This window comes from Paenibacillus sp. WG02 (assembly GCF_055396115.1).
This window is the reverse complement of sequence record NZ_AP036016.1, coordinates 8,018,771-8,035,687: the sequence shown is the minus strand read 5'-3', so window position 1 is coordinate 8,035,687 and position 16,917 is coordinate 8,018,771. Positions and strand designations below refer to the sequence as shown.

General features: G+C 44.3%; 15 protein-coding genes, 1 pseudogene and 1 other annotated feature. All 16 genes and pseudogenes read left to right on the top strand.

Annotated elements, in window-relative coordinates; all coding sequences use genetic code 11:
• Window positions 1–112 precede the first annotated feature (112 nt).
• The 16 genes and pseudogenes from cysE to rpoC all read left to right on the top strand — a co-directional run bounded on the left by cysE (window position 113) and on the right by rpoC (window position 16,733).
• Window positions 113–784: a serine O-acetyltransferase gene (gene cysE, locus ACBP55_RS36405; protein WP_464648446.1), complete on the top strand. Its 672-nt coding sequence runs from the start codon at window positions 113–115 to the stop codon at window positions 782–784.
• Window positions 765–2,165, top strand: a complete 1,401-nt coding sequence (gene cysS / locus ACBP55_RS36400) for a cysteine--tRNA ligase (RefSeq protein ID WP_464648445.1) — start codon at window positions 765–767, stop codon at window positions 2,163–2,165. Before cysE ends, cysS begins: the two co-directional genes overlap by 20 nt.
• Window positions 2,162–2,593, top strand: coding sequence for a Mini-ribonuclease 3 (locus ACBP55_RS36395; protein WP_464648444.1), 432 nt, complete (start codon window positions 2,162–2,164; stop codon window positions 2,591–2,593). The genes cysS and ACBP55_RS36395 overlap by 4 nt, the downstream gene beginning before the upstream one ends.
• A 53-nt stretch (window positions 2,594–2,646) precedes the next feature.
• Window positions 2,647–3,388 (top strand): annotated as a pseudogene (gene rlmB, locus ACBP55_RS36390) (23S rRNA (guanosine(2251)-2'-O)-methyltransferase RlmB).
• 5 nt (window positions 3,389–3,393) lie between these two features.
• Window positions 3,394–3,906, top strand: coding sequence for an NYN domain-containing protein (locus ACBP55_RS36385; RefSeq protein ID WP_464648443.1), 513 nt, complete (start codon window positions 3,394–3,396; stop codon window positions 3,904–3,906).
• Window positions 3,907–4,025: 119 nt separating this feature from the next.
• Window positions 4,026–4,670, top strand: a complete 645-nt coding sequence (sigH, locus tag ACBP55_RS36380; protein ID WP_028557511.1) for an RNA polymerase sporulation sigma factor SigH — start codon at window positions 4,026–4,028, stop codon at window positions 4,668–4,670.
• 225 nt (window positions 4,671–4,895) lie between these two features.
• The gene (gene rpmG, locus ACBP55_RS36375; protein ID WP_079418041.1) at window positions 4,896–5,045 is read left to right on the top strand and encodes a 50S ribosomal protein L33; all 150 of its coding nucleotides are present in this window, start codon (window positions 4,896–4,898) and stop codon (window positions 5,043–5,045) included.
• Between the two features lie 19 nt (window positions 5,046–5,064).
• The gene (gene secE, locus ACBP55_RS36370; protein WP_029196474.1) at window positions 5,065–5,277 is read left to right on the top strand and encodes a preprotein translocase subunit SecE; all 213 of its coding nucleotides are present in this window, start codon (window positions 5,065–5,067) and stop codon (window positions 5,275–5,277) included.
• 24 nt (window positions 5,278–5,301) lie between these two features.
• Complete coding sequence (nusG, locus tag ACBP55_RS36365) at window positions 5,302–5,835, top strand: transcription termination/antitermination protein NusG (protein WP_029196473.1); 534 nt, start codon at window positions 5,302–5,304, stop codon at window positions 5,833–5,835.
• Window positions 5,836–5,937: 102 nt separating this feature from the next.
• Window positions 5,938–6,363, top strand: coding sequence for a 50S ribosomal protein L11 (gene rplK, locus ACBP55_RS36360; RefSeq protein ID WP_029196472.1), 426 nt, complete (start codon window positions 5,938–5,940; stop codon window positions 6,361–6,363).
• 118 nt (window positions 6,364–6,481) lie between these two features.
• The gene (rplA, locus tag ACBP55_RS36355; protein ID WP_029196471.1) at window positions 6,482–7,174 is read left to right on the top strand and encodes a 50S ribosomal protein L1; all 693 of its coding nucleotides are present in this window, start codon (window positions 6,482–6,484) and stop codon (window positions 7,172–7,174) included.
• A gap of 54 nt (window positions 7,175–7,228) precedes the next feature.
• Window positions 7,229–7,383: a sequence feature (ribosomal protein L10 leader region), on the top strand.
• Window positions 7,384–7,449: 66 nt separating this feature from the next.
• Window positions 7,450–7,959 carry a 50S ribosomal protein L10 gene (gene rplJ, locus ACBP55_RS36350; protein ID WP_029196470.1) on the top strand — a complete coding sequence of 170 codons (510 nt, stop codon included), beginning with the start codon at window positions 7,450–7,452 and terminating at the stop codon, window positions 7,957–7,959.
• Between the two features lie 54 nt (window positions 7,960–8,013).
• Window positions 8,014–8,379: a 50S ribosomal protein L7/L12 gene (gene rplL / locus ACBP55_RS36345; protein ID WP_029196469.1), complete on the top strand. Its 366-nt coding sequence runs from the start codon at window positions 8,014–8,016 to the stop codon at window positions 8,377–8,379.
• A 145-nt stretch (window positions 8,380–8,524) separates the two neighbouring features.
• Complete coding sequence (locus ACBP55_RS36340) at window positions 8,525–9,121, top strand: class I SAM-dependent methyltransferase (RefSeq protein ID WP_464648442.1); 597 nt, start codon at window positions 8,525–8,527, stop codon at window positions 9,119–9,121.
• A 382-nt stretch (window positions 9,122–9,503) separates the two neighbouring features.
• Window positions 9,504–13,043 (top strand): DNA-directed RNA polymerase subunit beta, encoded by a 3,540-nt coding sequence (rpoB, locus tag ACBP55_RS36335; protein ID WP_029196467.1) that lies wholly within the window; start codon window positions 9,504–9,506, stop codon window positions 13,041–13,043.
• Between the two features lie 69 nt (window positions 13,044–13,112).
• On the top strand, window positions 13,113–16,733 hold the full coding sequence (rpoC, locus tag ACBP55_RS36330; RefSeq protein ID WP_464648441.1) for a DNA-directed RNA polymerase subunit beta': 3,621 nt from the start codon (window positions 13,113–13,115) through the stop codon (window positions 16,731–16,733).
• Window positions 16,734–16,917: the final 184 nt, after the last annotated feature.

Sequence of the window (16,917 nt, the reverse complement as noted above, 5' to 3'; positions counted from 1 at the left end):
AGTCACCAAGCAGAGTGGAACCGCGATAATACGCCTCTGCAGCCATATGGCTGCAGGGGCTTTTTTGTTTTAGAAGAATCCTTGTAATGATTTCTACGAAGAAGGTGAGAACATGTGGGCAACGATCAAATCTGATATATCCGCCGTATTCGATAACGACCCGGCTGCACGCAGCTGGTTTGAGGTTGTTTTTACGTATTCTGGGCTTCATGCGATTTGGTCTCATCGAATCGGCCATTGGTTTTACAAGCGGGGGATGTATACGATCGCTCGTATTGTTTCGCAGTGGAGCCGGTTCATGACAGGGATTGAGATTCATCCGGGTGCAACGATAGGGAAAAGACTGTTTATTGATCATGGCATGGGTGTTGTTATCGGAGAAACCTGTGAGATCGGTGACGATGTCATCCTATACCAAGGCGTAACCTTAGGGGGCACGGGGAAAGAAAAAGGTAAGAGACATCCAACTATTGGCAATAATGTAGTTATTGGCTCTGGTGCCAAAATTCTCGGTTCTTTCCTTGTAGGTGAAAATTCACGTATTGGTTCTAATGCGGTAGTCATTCAGGAAGTTCCTTCAAATAGTACCGTAGTCACGATCCCTGCTAAACTTGTGAAGCGGGACGGGGTTCGTGTTAATCGTTTGGACCATGGGAACTTACCTGATCCTATTGTTGATATATTTCAGGAGTTACAGAATCAGATTAACGATTTAAAACAACAACTTGCACAAGAACGCCTTAAGAATGGAGAAACGAGAGAACATGACACTCAGAGTGTATAATACGCTAACACGGAAAAAAGAAGAATTCGTTCCAATTGAACCAGGCAAAGTGAAAATGTACGTTTGCGGACCTACTGTGTATAACTATATCCATATTGGTAACGGCAGACCGGTTATTTTCTTCGATGTTGTACGTCGCTATTTGGAATCTCAGAAATATGAAGTGACCTATATTACGAACTTTACCGATGTGGATGATAAAATGATTCGTAAAGCCGAGGAGTTGGCTGTTACCGTTCCAGAGCTTGCCGAAACATTCATTCAAGCTTTTTTGGAGGACGTCAAAACGCTTGGCGTTCACGACGCTACCTTGAATCCGCGTGTGACGGAGAATATCCAAGAAATTATTGATTTCATAGCTGCTCTCGTTGAGAAAGATTTCGCGTACGAAGCCCGCGGTGATGTGTATTACCGAACAAGCAAATTTGCTGATTATGGTAAGCTGTCCAACCAAAATCTGGAAGAGCTCCAATACGGTATCCGTATTGAAGTAGACGATCGCAAAGAGAGTCCTCAGGATTTTGTACTTTGGAAAGCGGCCAAACCGGGCGAGATTTATTGGGATAGTCCATGGGGCCAAGGGCGTCCAGGCTGGCATATCGAATGCTCCGCCATGGTGCGCAAATATTTGGGTGAAACGATTGATATACACGGCGGCGGACAAGATTTGACCTTCCCGCATCATGAGTGTGAAATCGCTCAGACGGAAGCTGTAACGGGGCATCCGATGGCCAATTATTGGCTGCACAATGCTTTCCTGAACATCGACAATGAGAAAATGTCAAAGTCGCTTGGCAATGGGATTCTTATTCGTGATCTCGTTAAACAAATCAAGCCGCAAGTATTCCGTTTCTTCATGTTGTCCGCGCACTACCGCAATCCGCTGAATTTCAGCGATGAGAGCTTGAAACAAGCCTCTAATGCGTTAGAACGGATCCAGAATGCTTATGACAACTTGAAACACCGACTTACTACTGCTTCTGCGACCAGCGAAATTGAATCAGCGCTTACGGATCGCTTGGCTGCGATTGCTAGCCAGTTTGATGATAAGATGAACGACGATTTCAATACGCCGGATGCTATTACAGCGGTTTTCGACCTTGTTGCTGAAGCGAACCTTTACCTGCAACAGGAGCGGGTAAACGCAGCCGCGCTGCAGCTCTTCTTGGATCAGCTGCAAGCGTTCGATCAAACCTTAGGGATTCTTTCGCAGCAAACGGATGAGCTGTTAGATGAAGAGATCGAGCAGTTGATTATCGAACGGACGGAATCGCGTAAGTCGAAGAACTGGGCCCGCGCGGATGAAATTCGTGACCTGCTCACAGAGAAAGGGATATTCCTTGAGGATACACCACAGGGAATACGCTGGCGCCGTAAATGAGCGAGTCCTTCCATGATGCTGCGAACCTTTTTGTTTTCCCGCCATCTAAAAGTCCCCATTTATTAAATCCGCTTGTATTAGCGTATATAGGGGATGCTGTGTATGAAGTGTACATCAGACAATATGTCATTTCTGGAGCTAACCATCGGCCAAACCATTTGCACAAAGCATCAACGGGATATGTCTCAGCCAAAGCGCAATCCAAATTGTTGGAAGCTTTGATGCCGATGCTATCAGAAGAAGAAGTTGACATGGTAAAGCGGGGGCGCAATGCCAAATCGGGAACTACAGCCAAAAACGCGGAAGTGCTTGAATACCGGCACAGCACCGCGTTTGAGTGCTTAATCGGATATTTGTACTATAAACAATCTTTTGAGAGATTGAAGGAAATATTAGACTTTGCGATTGCTTACAAGCAGAACAAGTAGCTTAAGCTAAAGATGATTAAAATGTTCAAGCAAAACTTTTAGGAGGAACAGGAATGGATGAAGAATATATCGGCGGGAAGCACTCCGTTCTGGAGGCGCTTCGTGCAGGTCGGACGATTAATAAAATATGGATCGCAGAGAGTGCTCAGAAGCAATTCGCAGGTCCTATTGTAGCGGAAGCCAAAAATGTTGGCATTATCGTTCAGTTTACGGACAAGCGCAAGCTGGACCAGATGGCCGAAGGACTACAACACCAAGGGGTTGTAGCGCAAGTAGCTGCCTATGAGTATGTCGAAGTGGAAGATATTCTAGCTAAGGCTAAAGAGCTTGGGCAGGAACCATTTGTCTTGATTTTGGATGAGATCGAGGATCCGCATAATTTGGGTTCAATTCTGCGAACAGCTGATTGCACAGGTGTCCATGGCGTCATTATCCCCAAGCGGCGTTCCGTTGGACTTACGGCGACTGTTTCCAAGACCTCAAGCTGGGGCTGTTGAATACGTTCCCGTTGCACGTGTGACGAATATTGCGCAGACTATCGAGAAGTTGAAAGAACAGGGAGTCTGGGTCGCTGGAACAGATGTAACCGCTGCTCAAGATGTGTATAAAGCCAACTTTAGCATGCCAATAGCACTCGTTATTGGTAATGAAGGTAAAGGTGTAGGCCGATTAATTAAAGAGAAATGTGACTTCTTAGTTAAGCTTCCGATGGCGGGACATGTGAATTCTTTGAATGCGTCCGTTGCCGCGGGTGTATTGATGTACGAAGTGGTTAGACAGCGTAATAAGAGTTAAATGAAATGGAACAGTTTCTGATTGTTGATGGCTACAATATTATTGGCGCTTGGCCTGAGCTGAGTAAGCTGAAAGACACAGATCTGGAGGGCGCTCGTGATCAGTTAATTCATATGCTGGCGGAGTATCAATCCTACTCGGGTATGAAGGTGTACCTTGTTTTTGATGCCTATATGGTACCAGGACTTGGGAAGAAGTATGTACAGAGTAAGCTTATAGTACTCTACACCAAAGAGAAGGAAACGGCAGATGAACGGATCGAACGCTTGGTCACGAATTTGATGGGAAGGCGTAAGCAGATCTATGTAGCCACTTCGGATATGATTGAGCAGCATGTCATTTTCGGTAAAGGAGCTCTTCGGATGCCCGCTGGTGAACTGCTAGTCAAAATCAAACAGAATCGCAAGGAAGTGCGAGAACGTATTCATTCTGAAACTTCATCCAAGCGTAATCCGTTCGAAGGTAAACTGAGCCGTGAGCTCAAAGAGCAGTTCGAACGGTGGCGAAGAGGAGAGTGAATCCTCCAAATGCTAGAAATGGTGCGGTTCACCGTTGACGGTGTGAGTTTTCTTCATGTATACTTAACCTAAACTTTTATAGTGAATCTGGGTAGTCCTGCAGGCCGGAGGGATTGTTGGTGAGTGTCGACCTCAAAGAACTGAGAATGTATGATTATGACCTCAAGCCAGATGAAGACATCGTCGAAGCAGTTCGTGAAGGCAGTAGCGAAGCATTGGAATACCTTATCAATAAATATAAGAATTTCGTACGTGCCAAAGCACGTTCTTATTTTTTGATAGGTGCAGACCGTGAAGACATTGTGCAGGAAGGTATGATAGGTTTATATAAATCTATTCGCGACTTCCGAGGAGACAAGCTTGCTTCATTCAAAGCCTTTGCTGAACTGTGCATTACGCGACAGATCATCACGGCGATCAAAACAGCAACGCGTCAGAAGCACATTCCTCTTAATTCCTACGTGTCATTGGACAAGCCTATCTATGATGAAGATTCTGATCGTACGCTGCTTGACGTTATTAGCGGTTCCCGGGTTACAGATCCTGAGGAGCTTGTAATCAATCAAGAAGAGTTTACGGGCCTTGAAGATAAAATGGGAGAGATATTAAGTGACCTAGAGCGCAGGGTATTGATGCTCTATCTCGATGGCAGATCGTATCAAGAAATTGCTGTTGATCTCGATCGTCATGTGAAGTCTATTGATAATGCTCTTCAACGTGTTAAACGCAAACTTGAACGTTATCTAGAAGTCCGAGATTTGTAGGAAGTACCCGCGCCGCTTAAGCAGTGCGGGTGTTTTTCTTTTAGGAGAATGTTTAACTATTGTCTAGAGAGTCTATACTGATGATACTCTCGCATTTATGAGACTTCTGCCTTGACACCCTATTACGGGTTGTGATAAAGTATTTCAGGTAGCCCTAAAAGTCGCTTTCTTTTTGACGCGCTTAGAAGGGCTTTAATTAGAAAGTGTCTGTAGGAGGTGTACATCATGCGGGTCATCATCACATTAGCGTGCACAAATTGCAAACAAAGAAACTATGCATCCACTAAAAATAAGCGCAACAATCCCGACCGTATTGAGTTGAAGAAATATTGCAAATTTTGCAATGAACATACTGCTCATCGCGAGACTAGGTAGTTCTTTGGAGGTGTAGTTTGTGGCGTTCTTGGCTAGAATGAGACAAAGCTTCGGATCCACTTTTTCCTTCTTCACCGACAGTTGGTCAGAACTCAAAAAGGTCAAGTGGCCAAGTCGCAAAGAGATGACAACCTATACGCTTGTTGTATTAGGTACTGTAGCTTTTGTTGCTATCTATTTTTTTGTGCTGGATCTAGGAATTTCTGAGTTGCTGCGCCTTGTTTTTAAATAAACAGGACTATAGGTGAATTTATTCATGGAAAAAAGATGGTACGTCGTACATACCTATTCAGGGTATGAGAACAAAGTGAAAGCCAATTTAGAGAAACGCGTTGAATCTATGGAAATGACGGACAAGATCTTCCGTGTGCTTGTGCCTATGGAAGAAGAACTGGTAAACAAAGACGGCAAGAAAAAAGTCGTCATGCGTAAAGTTTATCCAGGTTATGTCCTCGTAGAAATGATTCAAACAGATGACTCTTGGTATGTCGTGCGTAATACGCCAGGAGTAACTGGATTCGTAGGTTCTACAGGATCCGGCTCTAAACCGACTGCATTATTACCTGAGGAAGTTGAATCTATCCTGAAGCATATGGGTATGGAAGAACCGAAGGAGAAAATCGACTTCGAACTCAAAGAAACCGTACGCGTCAAGGTGGGACCTTTCGCAAACTTTGTCGGCTCTGTTGAAGAAATTGTTGCTGACAAGGGTAAACTTAAGGTACATGTCAACATGTTTGGTAGAGAAACCCCGCTTGAGCTCGATTTCGACCAAGTGGAAAAGCTATAAAACAAGAAAACCAAGGGTTTCTACCAGGTCTATTCCTCGGGATAGACCTTCGTTAGTGGGATGGCAATGAGATCCCATATTAAAAGCAAGGAGGTGTCTATCATGGCAAAAAAGGTTATTAAAATCGTGAAGCTTCAAGTTCAAGCTGCGAAAGCAAATCCAGCACCACCGATCGGTCCAGCATTGGGTCAAGCAGGTGTGAACATCATGGCATTCTGTAAAGAGTTTAACGCTCGTACTGCTGATCAAGTTGGTCTTATCATTCCGGTTGAAATCACAGTATTCGAGGATCGCTCCTTTACATTCATCACTAAAACGCCTCCGGCTGCAGTTCTTCTTCGCGTCGTTGCTGGTATCGAAAAAGGATCCGGTGAACCAAACAAAAAGAAAGTTGCAACTGTGAAACGCGCAAAAGTTCGCGAAATCGCTGAACAAAAAATGCCTGACCTAAATGCTGCATCCGTTGAGGCTGCAATGCGTATGGTTGAAGGTACTGCTCGCAGCATGGGAATCACTATCGAAGATTAATTCCGCAAGGAATGCGGTTAAACGGTAAGCACTTGCTTTCGAAGTGAGTTTTCTACGAAAACTCTTCAGCCGCTCGGTGGGAGGATTATCCGCTAATACCACTAAGGAGGAAATTTAAATGCCTAAACACGGTAAAAAATACCGCGAAGTATCTCAGCTTGTAAATGCTGAAACTTTGTATGATCCGTCAGAAGCAATCGAGCTTGTTAAGAAAACAGCTCCTGCTAAATTTGATGAAACTGTAGATGTTGCAGTTCGTCTGGGTGTTGACCCAAGAAAACAAGATCAGGCTGTTCGTGGTGTCGTTGTACTTCCACACGGTACTGGTAAAACGAAACGTGTACTTGTATTTGCTAAAGGCGAGAAAGCGAAAGAAGCTGAAGCAGCTGGTGCAGATTTTGTTGGTGATGCTGATATGATCAACAAAATTCAACAAGGTTGGTTCGAATTTGACGTTTGCGTAGCTACTCCGGACATGATGAGCGAAGTTGGTAAACTGGGTCGTATCCTCGGGGGTAAAGGTTTAATGCCAAACCCTAAAGCAGGAACAGTTACTTTCGACGTTACTAAAGCTGTTCAAGAGATCAAAGCAGGTAAAATCGAGTACCGTCTTGACAAAGCAGGCCAAATCCATGCTCCACTTGGCAAAGTATCTTTCGATGCTGATAAGTTGAACGAAAACTTCAAAGCATTGGTTGATGCACTTGTAAGAGCGAAACCAGCAGCTGCTAAAGGTGTTTACCTGAAAAACATTGCTGTATCCTCCACAATGGGTCCAAGCGTTCGTGTGAACCTGCAATCCTTCAGATAAGTAAAAGCTACCAGTTGACTTCGGTTGCTGGGCGTGATACTCTATCAAAGGTCATAAAAATGAATATGCAAACCGTAGACAGTAGGTGCCAACGTGCTTAATTTCCTACCGAGGTGTTATGATATATATTGCGATTTCTTTGTACATCAGGGAAAAAGTGAACACATCATGCCTTCGTAGCGTCTACGAAGGCATTTCTTATTTTAGATAAGGAATGCTGATGCTCCTACTGTTTGCGATCTTGAAAGATAAATGCATAAGAAGTGAGGTGTACTATGGCAAACGCGAAAATTCTTGCACAGAAAGAACAGGCAGTAGCTGAAGTAACTGAAAAGTTTAAAGCTAGTGCTTCTACAATCATAGCAGACTACCGCGGTTTGAACGTAGCTCAAGTAACGCAGCTGCGCAAAACCTTGCGCGAAGCTGGAATTGAATTCGTAGTTCTGAAGAACTCGTTGGCTAGACGCGCATCGGCAAATGCTGAATTAAGCGCATTGGATGAGTACCTAACAGGTCCAACTGCTATTGCTTTCAGCAATGACGATCTAGTCGCTCCAGCGAAAATTTTGACTGAATTTGCGAAAAAGAATGATCAATTGAGCGTAAAAGGCGGCGTGGTCGAAGGCCGCGTAGTTGGATCCCAAGAAATCAAAGCACTTGCAGAACTTCCGTCCAGAGATGGTCTTCTCTCCATGTTGCTTAGCGTTCTTCAAGCTCCAGTTCGTAACTTTGCACTTGCTGTTAAAGCAGTTGCTGAGAAAAAAGAAGCTGAAGGTCAAGCTTAATTTTGTTTTACAACAACAACCACAAAATATATGAATGATAATGGAGGTTTAACCATGAGCAACAATGCAACGATCCTAGAAGCAATCAAAGGCATGACAATCTTGGAATTGAACGACCTGGTTAAAGCAATTGAAGAAGAGTTTGGCGTAACAGCAGCAGCTCCAGTAGCAGCTGGCGGTGGCGCAGCAGTAGCAGTTGAAGAAGCTCAAACTGAGTTTGACGTTATCTTGACTAGCGCTGGCGCATCCAAAATCAACGTAATTAAAGTAGTTCGCGAAATCACAGGTCTTGGCCTGAAAGAAGCGAAAGACTTGGTTGATGGCGCTCCTAAAGCAGTTAAAGAAAAAGTTAGCTCCGAAGAAGCAGAAGCTGTTAAAGCTAAGCTTACTGAAGCTGGCGCTTCCGTAGAAGTTAAGTAATCTTTCAATAGGAAACCTCTTGAAGCTTGACTTCAAGAGGTTTTTTTAACCGTTATAAGATGAGGTTTTTACCCTTAGGAAAGCCTTAGGAACGCTCTCGTTATTTGATTTTCCTAAAGGTAAAAGTGGAGGAGGAATTCATAACGTGTCAGAGCATTACTATACGGAGCGACCGACGGTTAAACGAGATGTTCAGACTACGCAAGAAGTCTTGCGTGGCAAGACATATACGTTCCTGACGGACGCGGGAGTCTTTTCGAAAAAAGGTGTCGATTATGGAAGTAAACATTTAATTGAAACCATGCAATTGCGCGAGGATGCTAAGGTTCTTGATGTAGGGTGTGGGTACGGTCCAATCGGGCTAAGCGCTGCTGTGATGTGTCCGAAGGGGCATGTGACAATGGTTGATATCAATGAGAGAGCGGTCGAGCTTTCTGCTGATAATGCGAAGCGTAACGGAATTGCGAATGTGACCATCCTTCAAAGTGATCTTTTGGAACAAGTAAAAGAGCAGAGATTTGATGCTGTTCTAACTAATCCACCGATTCGTGCCGGCAAGGAAGTTGTTCATCGCATTTTTTCAGATGCTTATGATTGCTTAGTTGAGGGCGGGGCTATCTGGGTTGTTATTCAAAAAAAGCAAGGTGCTCCATCGGCAATGAAAAAACTCGAGTCTATTTACAGCGAAGTGACTGAGGTTTCCAAAGATAAAGGGTACAAAATTCTCAAGGCTACGAAGTAGTGGCGGTGGATGAGATTTGGTTTTAAGTCTTAACTGTCAATCTAGGGAAATTGTTTGACTTGACATTTCACATGTGGTATTATTAAAAAATGTCAGTATTAAGATGGGACACATGTCTTTAGTTAACAAAAATGTCAAGTATTTTTTTCTTCCAGAATGAATAAAATTTGAACGAGTAACGTATAATGTTTGAATTTTAGGAAACTCTAACAGGATGGGAAGAAATATTTGGAAAAGTCTTATTGATTTCAGGGAAAAACCTTCCTTCATACAGTCGCTTAATTCGGACGGGCTCCACTAATGGAGGCGTCCTGAGTGTACGTCGGTAGAAGTTTTTCTTCTTCTTTTTATTTATTGAGTAGAGTTGAGGGGTGAATGAAAGTTGGCGGGACATCTTGTTCAATTTGGACGACGTAAACGCAGGACTTATGCACGAATTAATGAGGTGCTGGGCATTCCAAACCTGATTGAAATCCAGCAAAAATCGTATGAGTGGTTTTTGGAAGAAGGACTTCGCGAGATGTTTCAGGATATCTCTCCGATCCAGGATTTTACAGGTAACCTAGTACTGGAGTTTATTGACTATAGCTTAGGTGATCCTAAGTATTCGGTTGATGAATCCAAAGAACGCGACGTAACCTATGCGGCGCCGTTAAGAGTCAAAGTCCGTTTGATTAATAAGGAAACCGGCGAGGTCAAAGAACAAGAAGTGTTCATGGGTGATTTCCCTATTATGACTGACACGGGAACGTTCATTATTAACGGTGCGGAGCGTGTAATCGTCTCCCAGCTCGTTCGTTCACCCAGTGTTTATTATAGCACGAAAGTGGATAAAAACGGCAAAAAAACATATACCGCAACCGTCATTCCGAACCGTGGAGCTTGGTTGGAGCTTGAGACTGATGCGAAAGATATCATCTATGTTCGTATCGACCGTACGCGTAAAATTCCAGTAACTGTTCTTCTTCGTTCCTTAGGATTTGGTACGGATGCTGAGATTTTGGATTTGCTCGGTGATAATGAATACATCCGTAATACGCTCGATAAAGATAACACGGATTCTACGGAAAAAGCGTTAATCGAAATCTATGAGCGTCTTCGTCCGGGTGAGCCTCCTACGTTAGATAATGCTAGAAGCTTGATCGTTGCTCGTTTCTTTGATCCGAAGCGTTACGATTTGGCTAATGTAGGTCGCTACAAAATTAACAAGAAACTTCACATCAAAAACAGATTGTTCAATCAACGTTTGGCTGAAACACTGGTGGACTCCGAGACTGGAGAAATCATTGCAGAAGCTGGTCAATTACTTGATCGTCGTGTGTTAGATGAAATCCTTCCTTTTATTGAAAAAGGTGCAGGATATAAAGAATTTACAATTCCAAAAGGTGTAACGGGCGCAGATACGATTCCAGTTCAGTGCATCAACGTTTATTCACCAACAGAAGAGGGCAAGGTCGTTAAAGTTATCTCTAACGGTGTTATTGACAAAACTGTCAAAAACATCACGCCTGCCGATATTATTTCATCCATAAACTACTTCATCAATTTGCTTCACGGTATCGGAAATACGGATGATATTGACCACTTAGGTAACCGTAGACTTCGTTCTGTAGGTGAATTGCTGCAAAATCAATTCCGTATTGGTCTTTCCCGTATGGAACGTGTTGTTCGTGAGCGTATGTCAATTCAAGATGCGAATGTGATTACACCGCAAGCCTTAATCAACATTCGTCCTGTTATCGCATCAATCAAAGAGTTCTTCGGTAGCTCCCAGCTTTCTCAGTTTATGGACCAAACGAATCCACTTGCTGAATTGACGCACAAAAGACGTCTTTCTGCACTCGGACCCGGCGGTTTGACGAGAGAGCGCGCAGGTATGGAAGTTCGTGACGTGCATCACTCTCACTATGGCCGTATGTGTCCAATTGAGACGCCAGAGGGACCGAACATTGGTTTGATCAACTCCTTGTCTACGTTTGCCCGTATTAATGAGTATGGCTTCATTGAGGCGCCGTATCGTTGGGTAGATCCGAAGTCAGGACTTGTAACCGACCAAATCGCATACCTGACAGCAGACGAAGAGGATAACTATGTTATCGCTCAGGCGAATGCACAATTGACGGAAGATAATAAATTCGTTGAAGATGCTATTATCGTTCGCTATAAGGATGACAACTTAACACTTCCGGTTGAACGTGTCGATTACATGGACGTTTCTCCGAAGCAAGTTGTTTCCGTGGCAACGGCGTTAATTCCGTTCCTTGAAAACGATGACTCCAACCGTGCGCTTATGGGTTCAAACATGCAGCGTCAAGCGGTTCCGCTTTTGATCCCGAAAGCACCTCTTGTAGGTACGGGTATGGAGCATAAGGTTGCTAAAGACTCAGGAGTATGTATTGTCTCCAAATTCGATGGAATTATTGAGAAAGCTGCTGCGAATGAAATTTGGCTGCGTCGCCAAGAAATGGTTGATGGCAAGCTGGTTAGCGGCAACATCGTCAAATATAAGCTCCACAAATTTATGCGTTCTAACCAAGGTACGTGCATCAATCAACGTCCTATTGTCAAAAAAGGTCAATTGGTTAAAACGGGCGATATTCTTGCAGACGGACCTTCAACAGAACAAGGTGAATTGGCGCTTGGACGTAACGTTGTCGTAGCCTTCATGACTTGGGAAGGTTACAACTACGAGGATGCGATCTTGCTTAGCCAAAAGCTTGTGAAAGAGGATGTATACACTTCTATTCACATCGAGGAATACGAGTCCGAAGCTCGTGATACGAAGCTGGGACCTGAAGAAATCACACGTGATATCCCGAATGTTGGGGAAGATGCACTGAAAAATCTTGATGAGCGCGGTATTATCCGTGTCGGTGCCGAAATCGGCGCAGGCGATATCCTTGTTGGTAAAGTAACGCCGAAAGGTGTAACGGAGCTAACAGCGGAAGAAAGATTGCTGCATGCGATCTTCGGTGAGAAGGCTCGTGAGGTTCGTGATACATCCCTTCGCGTACCGCATGGTACAGACGGTATCGTTGTTGATGTGAAAGTATTTACTCGTGAGAACGGCGATGAGCTGCCTCCTGGTGTGAACCAACTCGTTCGTGTCTATATCGCACAAAAACGGAAAATTTCCGAAGGCGATAAAATGGCGGGACGTCACGGTAACAAAGGGGTTGTAGCACGTATTCTTCCAGAAGAAGATATGCCTTTCCTTCCAGATGGTACTCCGGTTGAAGTTGTATTGAATCCACTAGGGGTTCCTTCACGGATGAACATCGGTCAAGTTCTTGAAGTTCACTTAGGTATGGCTTCCAAGTACCTAGGTATCCATGCTGCAACGCCAGTATTCGATGGAGCGCGTGAGTATGACGTGTTCGATGCGATGGAAGAAGCAGGTATGCAGCGTAGCGGTAAAACGATTCTGTACGATGGTCGTACTGGGGAATCGTTTGAACGTGAAGTAACCGTCGGCGTCATGTACATGATTAAACTGGCGCACATGGTTGATGATAAAATCCATGCCCGTTCAACAGGACCTTACTCCCTTGTTACTCAGCAGCCGCTGGGTGGTAAAGCGCAGTTTGGTGGACAACGTTTCGGGGAGATGGAGGTATGGGCACTCGAGGCTTATGGAGCTGCTTATACATTACAAGAAATTCTTACCGTGAAGTCCGATGACGTTGTAGGCCGTGTGAAAACATATGAGTCTATCGTTAAAGGCGAGAATGTTCCAGAGCCAGGTGTTCCTGAATCATTCAAAGTTTTGATCAAAGAGCTTCAAAGCTTAGGTATGGATGTTAAAATCCTCTCCGGCGACGAAGAAGAGATCGAAATGAGAGAAGCCGACGATGACGACGAAGTCACTAGCGATAAATTAAACCTAAACTTAGAGGGCTCTGAATTAGGAGTCAACGAATAAAGAACACCACAATAGATCGAGAACGATTCACTGCATAGTGGGTTTAAATTCTTAAAGGAGGGTTGCTCCTTGATGGACGTTAACAACTTCGAGTTTATGAAAATCGGCTTGGCATCACCCGATAAAATTCGCTCTTGGTCCCGTGGGGAAGTAAAGAAGCCGGAAACGATTAACTACAGAACCTTAAAGCCTGAGAAAGAAGGTCTTTTCTGCGAAAAGATCTTCGGGCCTACCAAAGATTGGGAATGTCATTGCGGTAAATACAAACGAGTTCGTTATAAAGGCGTAGTTTGTGACCGTTGTGGCGTTGAAGTAACACGTCAAAAGGTACGTCGTGAGCGCATGGGTCATATTGAACTTGCCGCTCCGGTATCTCACATTTGGTACTTCAAAGGTATTCCAAGCCGTATGGGGCTTGCGTTAGATATGTCTCCAAGATCATTGGAGGAAATTATCTACTTCGCTTCCTATGTGGTAACAGATCCAGGGGATACACCTTTGGAGAAGAAACAACTTCTTTCCGAGAAAGAATACCGCAGCTATCGCGAGAAGTACGGTTATGCTTTCCAAGCGGGAATGGGTGCGGAAGCCGTTAAGAAACTTCTGATCGATATTGATATCGAGCGTGAAGTAGATACACTCAAAGAAGAACTCAAAACAGCGCAAGGTCAACGCCGTAATCGTGCGATTAAGCGTTTGGAAGTTATGGAAGCTTTCCGTAACTCGAAGAATTTACCAGGTTGGATGGTTCTGGATGTACTTCCTGTCATCCCTCCGGAGCTTCGTCCGATGGTACAGCTCGATGGTGGTCGCTTCGCGACTTCTGACTTGAATGATCTGTATCGTCGCGTGATCAACCGTAACAACCGTTTGAAAAGATTGCTCGACCTAGGCGCTCCGGATATCATTGTTCAAAATGAGAAGCGGATGCTGCAAGAAGCGGTTGATGCGCTTATCGACAACGGTCGTCGCGGCCGTCCGGTAACAGGTCCTGGTAACCGTCCTTTGAAATCCCTCAGCCACATGCTGAAGGGTAAACAAGGTCGTTTCCGTCAAAACTTGCTCGGTAAACGTGTTGACTACTCCGGTCGTTCCGTTATCGTTGTAGGTCCTAACCTGAAGATGTACCAATGTGGTCTTCCGAAGGAAATGGCTCTTGAGCTGTTCAAGCCTTTCGTGATGAAAGAGCTTGTGAATAAAGGTTTGGCCCATAACATCAAAAGTGCAAAACGTAAAGTTGAGCGTGTAAGTCCAGATGTTTGGGATGTTCTTGAAGAAGTCATTAAGGAGCACCCGGTTCTTCTGAACCGTGCCCCTACGCTGCATAGACTTGGTATCCAAGCGTTCGAACCGATTCTGGTAGAAGGCCGCGCTATTAAACTTCATCCGCTCGTTTGTACAGCTTACAACGCTGACTTCGACGGTGACCAAATGGCCGTTCACGTACCATTGTCCTCTGAAGCTCAAGCCGAAGCTCGTTTGCTCATGCTGGCGTCAGGCAACATCTTGAATCCGAAAGACGGTAAGCCTGTTGTTACGCCTTCACAGGATATGGTTCTGGGAAGCTTCTATTTAACAACAGACAACAAATTCGCTAAAGGTGCTGGTTCTATTATTAGAACGGTACATGAAGCAGTTTCTTCTTACCAATCGGGCAAAATGGCTCTGCACGCACGGGTTGCTATTCCTGCAAGAGCATTGAACAAAGTTAGTTTCACTGAGAAACAACAAAATGCAATCTTGATCACGACGATCGGTAAAATCATTATGAATGAGATTTTCCCTAGCGACTTCCCATTCATTAATGAACCAACCAAAACGAACCTACTTAGCGGGATTCCTGATTCTCACTTTGTTTTCGAAAAAGGTGCTGATCTTAGAGCTATTATGTTGGAGCGCGATGAGAACAAAGCGGTAGGTAAAGAATATCTCGGTTCTATCATTGCTGAGTGTTTCCGTAAATACCACACAACTCAAACGTCCATGATCCTTGATAAAATTAAAGAGCTTGGATTCACGTACTCCACCAAAGCGGGTATTACCGTAGCTGTCTCAGACGTTGTCGTTCCTACTGAAAAAGTAGCCATTCTCAAAGAATGTGAAGAGAAAGTACGTGTAGTTACGAACCAATACCGTCGTGGTTTGATTACAGATGAAGAGCGTTATGACCGTGTTATTGCGATCTGGAGTAAAGCGAAGGATGAAATCACAGATATTTTGATGAAATCCCTTGATAAATATAACTCTATTAGCATGATGGTTGAATCCAAAGCACGGGGTAATAAATCACAGATTACACAGCTTGGCGGTATGCGTGGTTTGATGGCGAATCCATCCGGTAAAATTATGGAGTTGCCAATTAAATCGAACTTCCGTGAAGGCTTGACCATCTTGGAGTACTTTATTTCCACGCACGGAGCGCGTAAAGGTCTTGCCGATACGGCGTTGCGTACAGCTGACTCCGGTTACTTGACTCGTCGTCTCGTTGACGTTGCACAAGATGTAATTGTTCGTGAAGATGATTGTGGAACAGATAAAGGCTTCATGGTTAGCAAAATTCAAGATGGTAAAGAGGTTATTGAAGATCTCTATGACCGTATTGAGGGTCGTTATGCTTATGAAACCCTTCGTCATCCGAAAACGGGTGAAGTCATTGTTCAACGCAATGAGCTCATCGAATCGGGTATTGCTGACACAATTATTGAAGCAGGTATCGAGAAGCTTCAAATTCGTTCTGTTCTTAGCTGCCGCACCAATCATGGTGTTTGTAAAAAATGTTACGGTCGTAACTTAGCTACTGGTCAATTTGTTGAGGTTGGGGAAGCAGTTGGTATTATTGCTGCTCAATCCATTGGTGAGCCAGGAACACAGCTGACGATGCGTACGTTCCATACCGGTGGTGTTGCCGGAGATGATATTACGCAAGGTTTGCCGCGTATTCAAGAGCTCTTCGAAGCTCGGAATCCGAAAGGTCAAGCGATCATTTCCGAAATCGATGGTACAGTCAAAGAAATCCGTGAAGCTAAGGACCGTCGTGAGATCGAAGTCCAAGGGGAAGCGGAATCCAAAGTCTATGCTGTTCCTTACGGATCACGTGTACGTGTTTCATTGAATCAACAAGTGGAAGCTGGAGACGAGTTGACTGACGGTTCTATCGATCCGAAAGAAATGCTCCGTATCAAAGGTATCCGCGGCGTGCAGAACTACATTCTGCAAGAGGTTCAACGCGTTTATCGTAACCAAGGGGTAGAAATTAACGATAAACATATCGAAGTTATGGTTCGCCAAATGTTACGGAAAATCCGTATCGTTGACGCTGGAGATACAACGCTTCTACCTGGTTCCTTCGTAGACATTCATGAATATGAAGCAGCCAACAAAGTAGCCTTGTTCGCTGGCAGTGAGCCTGCTGTTGCGAGACCAATCTTGCTCGGTATTACTAAAGCGTCCCTAGAGACTGATTCCTTCCTATCTGCAGCGTCTTTCCAAGAAACAACACGTGTCTTGACTGATGCAGCGATTAAAGGCAAGGTTGACCAATTACTTGGTCTTAAGGAGAACGTTATTATCGGTAAACTTATTCCTGCAGGTACAGGTATGCCTCGTTACCGGAACATCCGTATTACGGATCCGAACGAAGTACTTGTACAAGACGAAGACCTTGAAAAAGAGACTGTCGCTGTTGAATAGATTTGCGGTGTAATCATGAGGGATAGCCACTTTATTATGAAGTGTGCTGTCCCTTTTGATTTACTTTTGTTAATCTAGTAAGAATAATAAAATATAAGAAGTTATTCCTTGACACCCGAAGTTCAAAATGCTAATATATCGTAGTGTGCCTAAGTCGATATTCTTTCCTTTCTTTGAAGGGGGT

Excerpts from the sequence above, each read along its gene's own strand:
- cysE (WP_464648446.1), top strand. The coding sequence starts at position 113 with ATGTGGGCAACGATCAAATCTGATATATCCGCCGTATTCGATAACGAC.
- cysS (WP_464648445.1), top strand. The coding sequence starts at position 765 with ATGACACTCAGAGTGTATAATACGCTAACACGGAAAAAAGAAGAATTC.
- ACBP55_RS36395 (WP_464648444.1), top strand. The coding sequence starts at position 2,162 with ATGAGCGAGTCCTTCCATGATGCTGCGAACCTTTTTGTTTTCCCGCCA.
- ACBP55_RS36385 (WP_464648443.1), top strand. The coding sequence starts at position 3,394 with ATGGAACAGTTTCTGATTGTTGATGGCTACAATATTATTGGCGCTTGG.
- rpmG (WP_079418041.1), top strand. The coding sequence starts at position 4,896 with ATGCGGGTCATCATCACATTAGCGTGCACAAATTGCAAACAAAGAAAC.
- nusG (WP_029196473.1), top strand. The coding sequence starts at position 5,302 with ATGGAAAAAAGATGGTACGTCGTACATACCTATTCAGGGTATGAGAAC.
- rplK (WP_029196472.1), top strand. The coding sequence starts at position 5,938 with ATGGCAAAAAAGGTTATTAAAATCGTGAAGCTTCAAGTTCAAGCTGCG.
- rplA (WP_029196471.1), top strand. The coding sequence starts at position 6,482 with ATGCCTAAACACGGTAAAAAATACCGCGAAGTATCTCAGCTTGTAAAT.
- rplJ (WP_029196470.1), top strand. The coding sequence starts at position 7,450 with ATGGCAAACGCGAAAATTCTTGCACAGAAAGAACAGGCAGTAGCTGAA.
- rplL (WP_029196469.1), top strand. The coding sequence starts at position 8,014 with ATGAGCAACAATGCAACGATCCTAGAAGCAATCAAAGGCATGACAATC.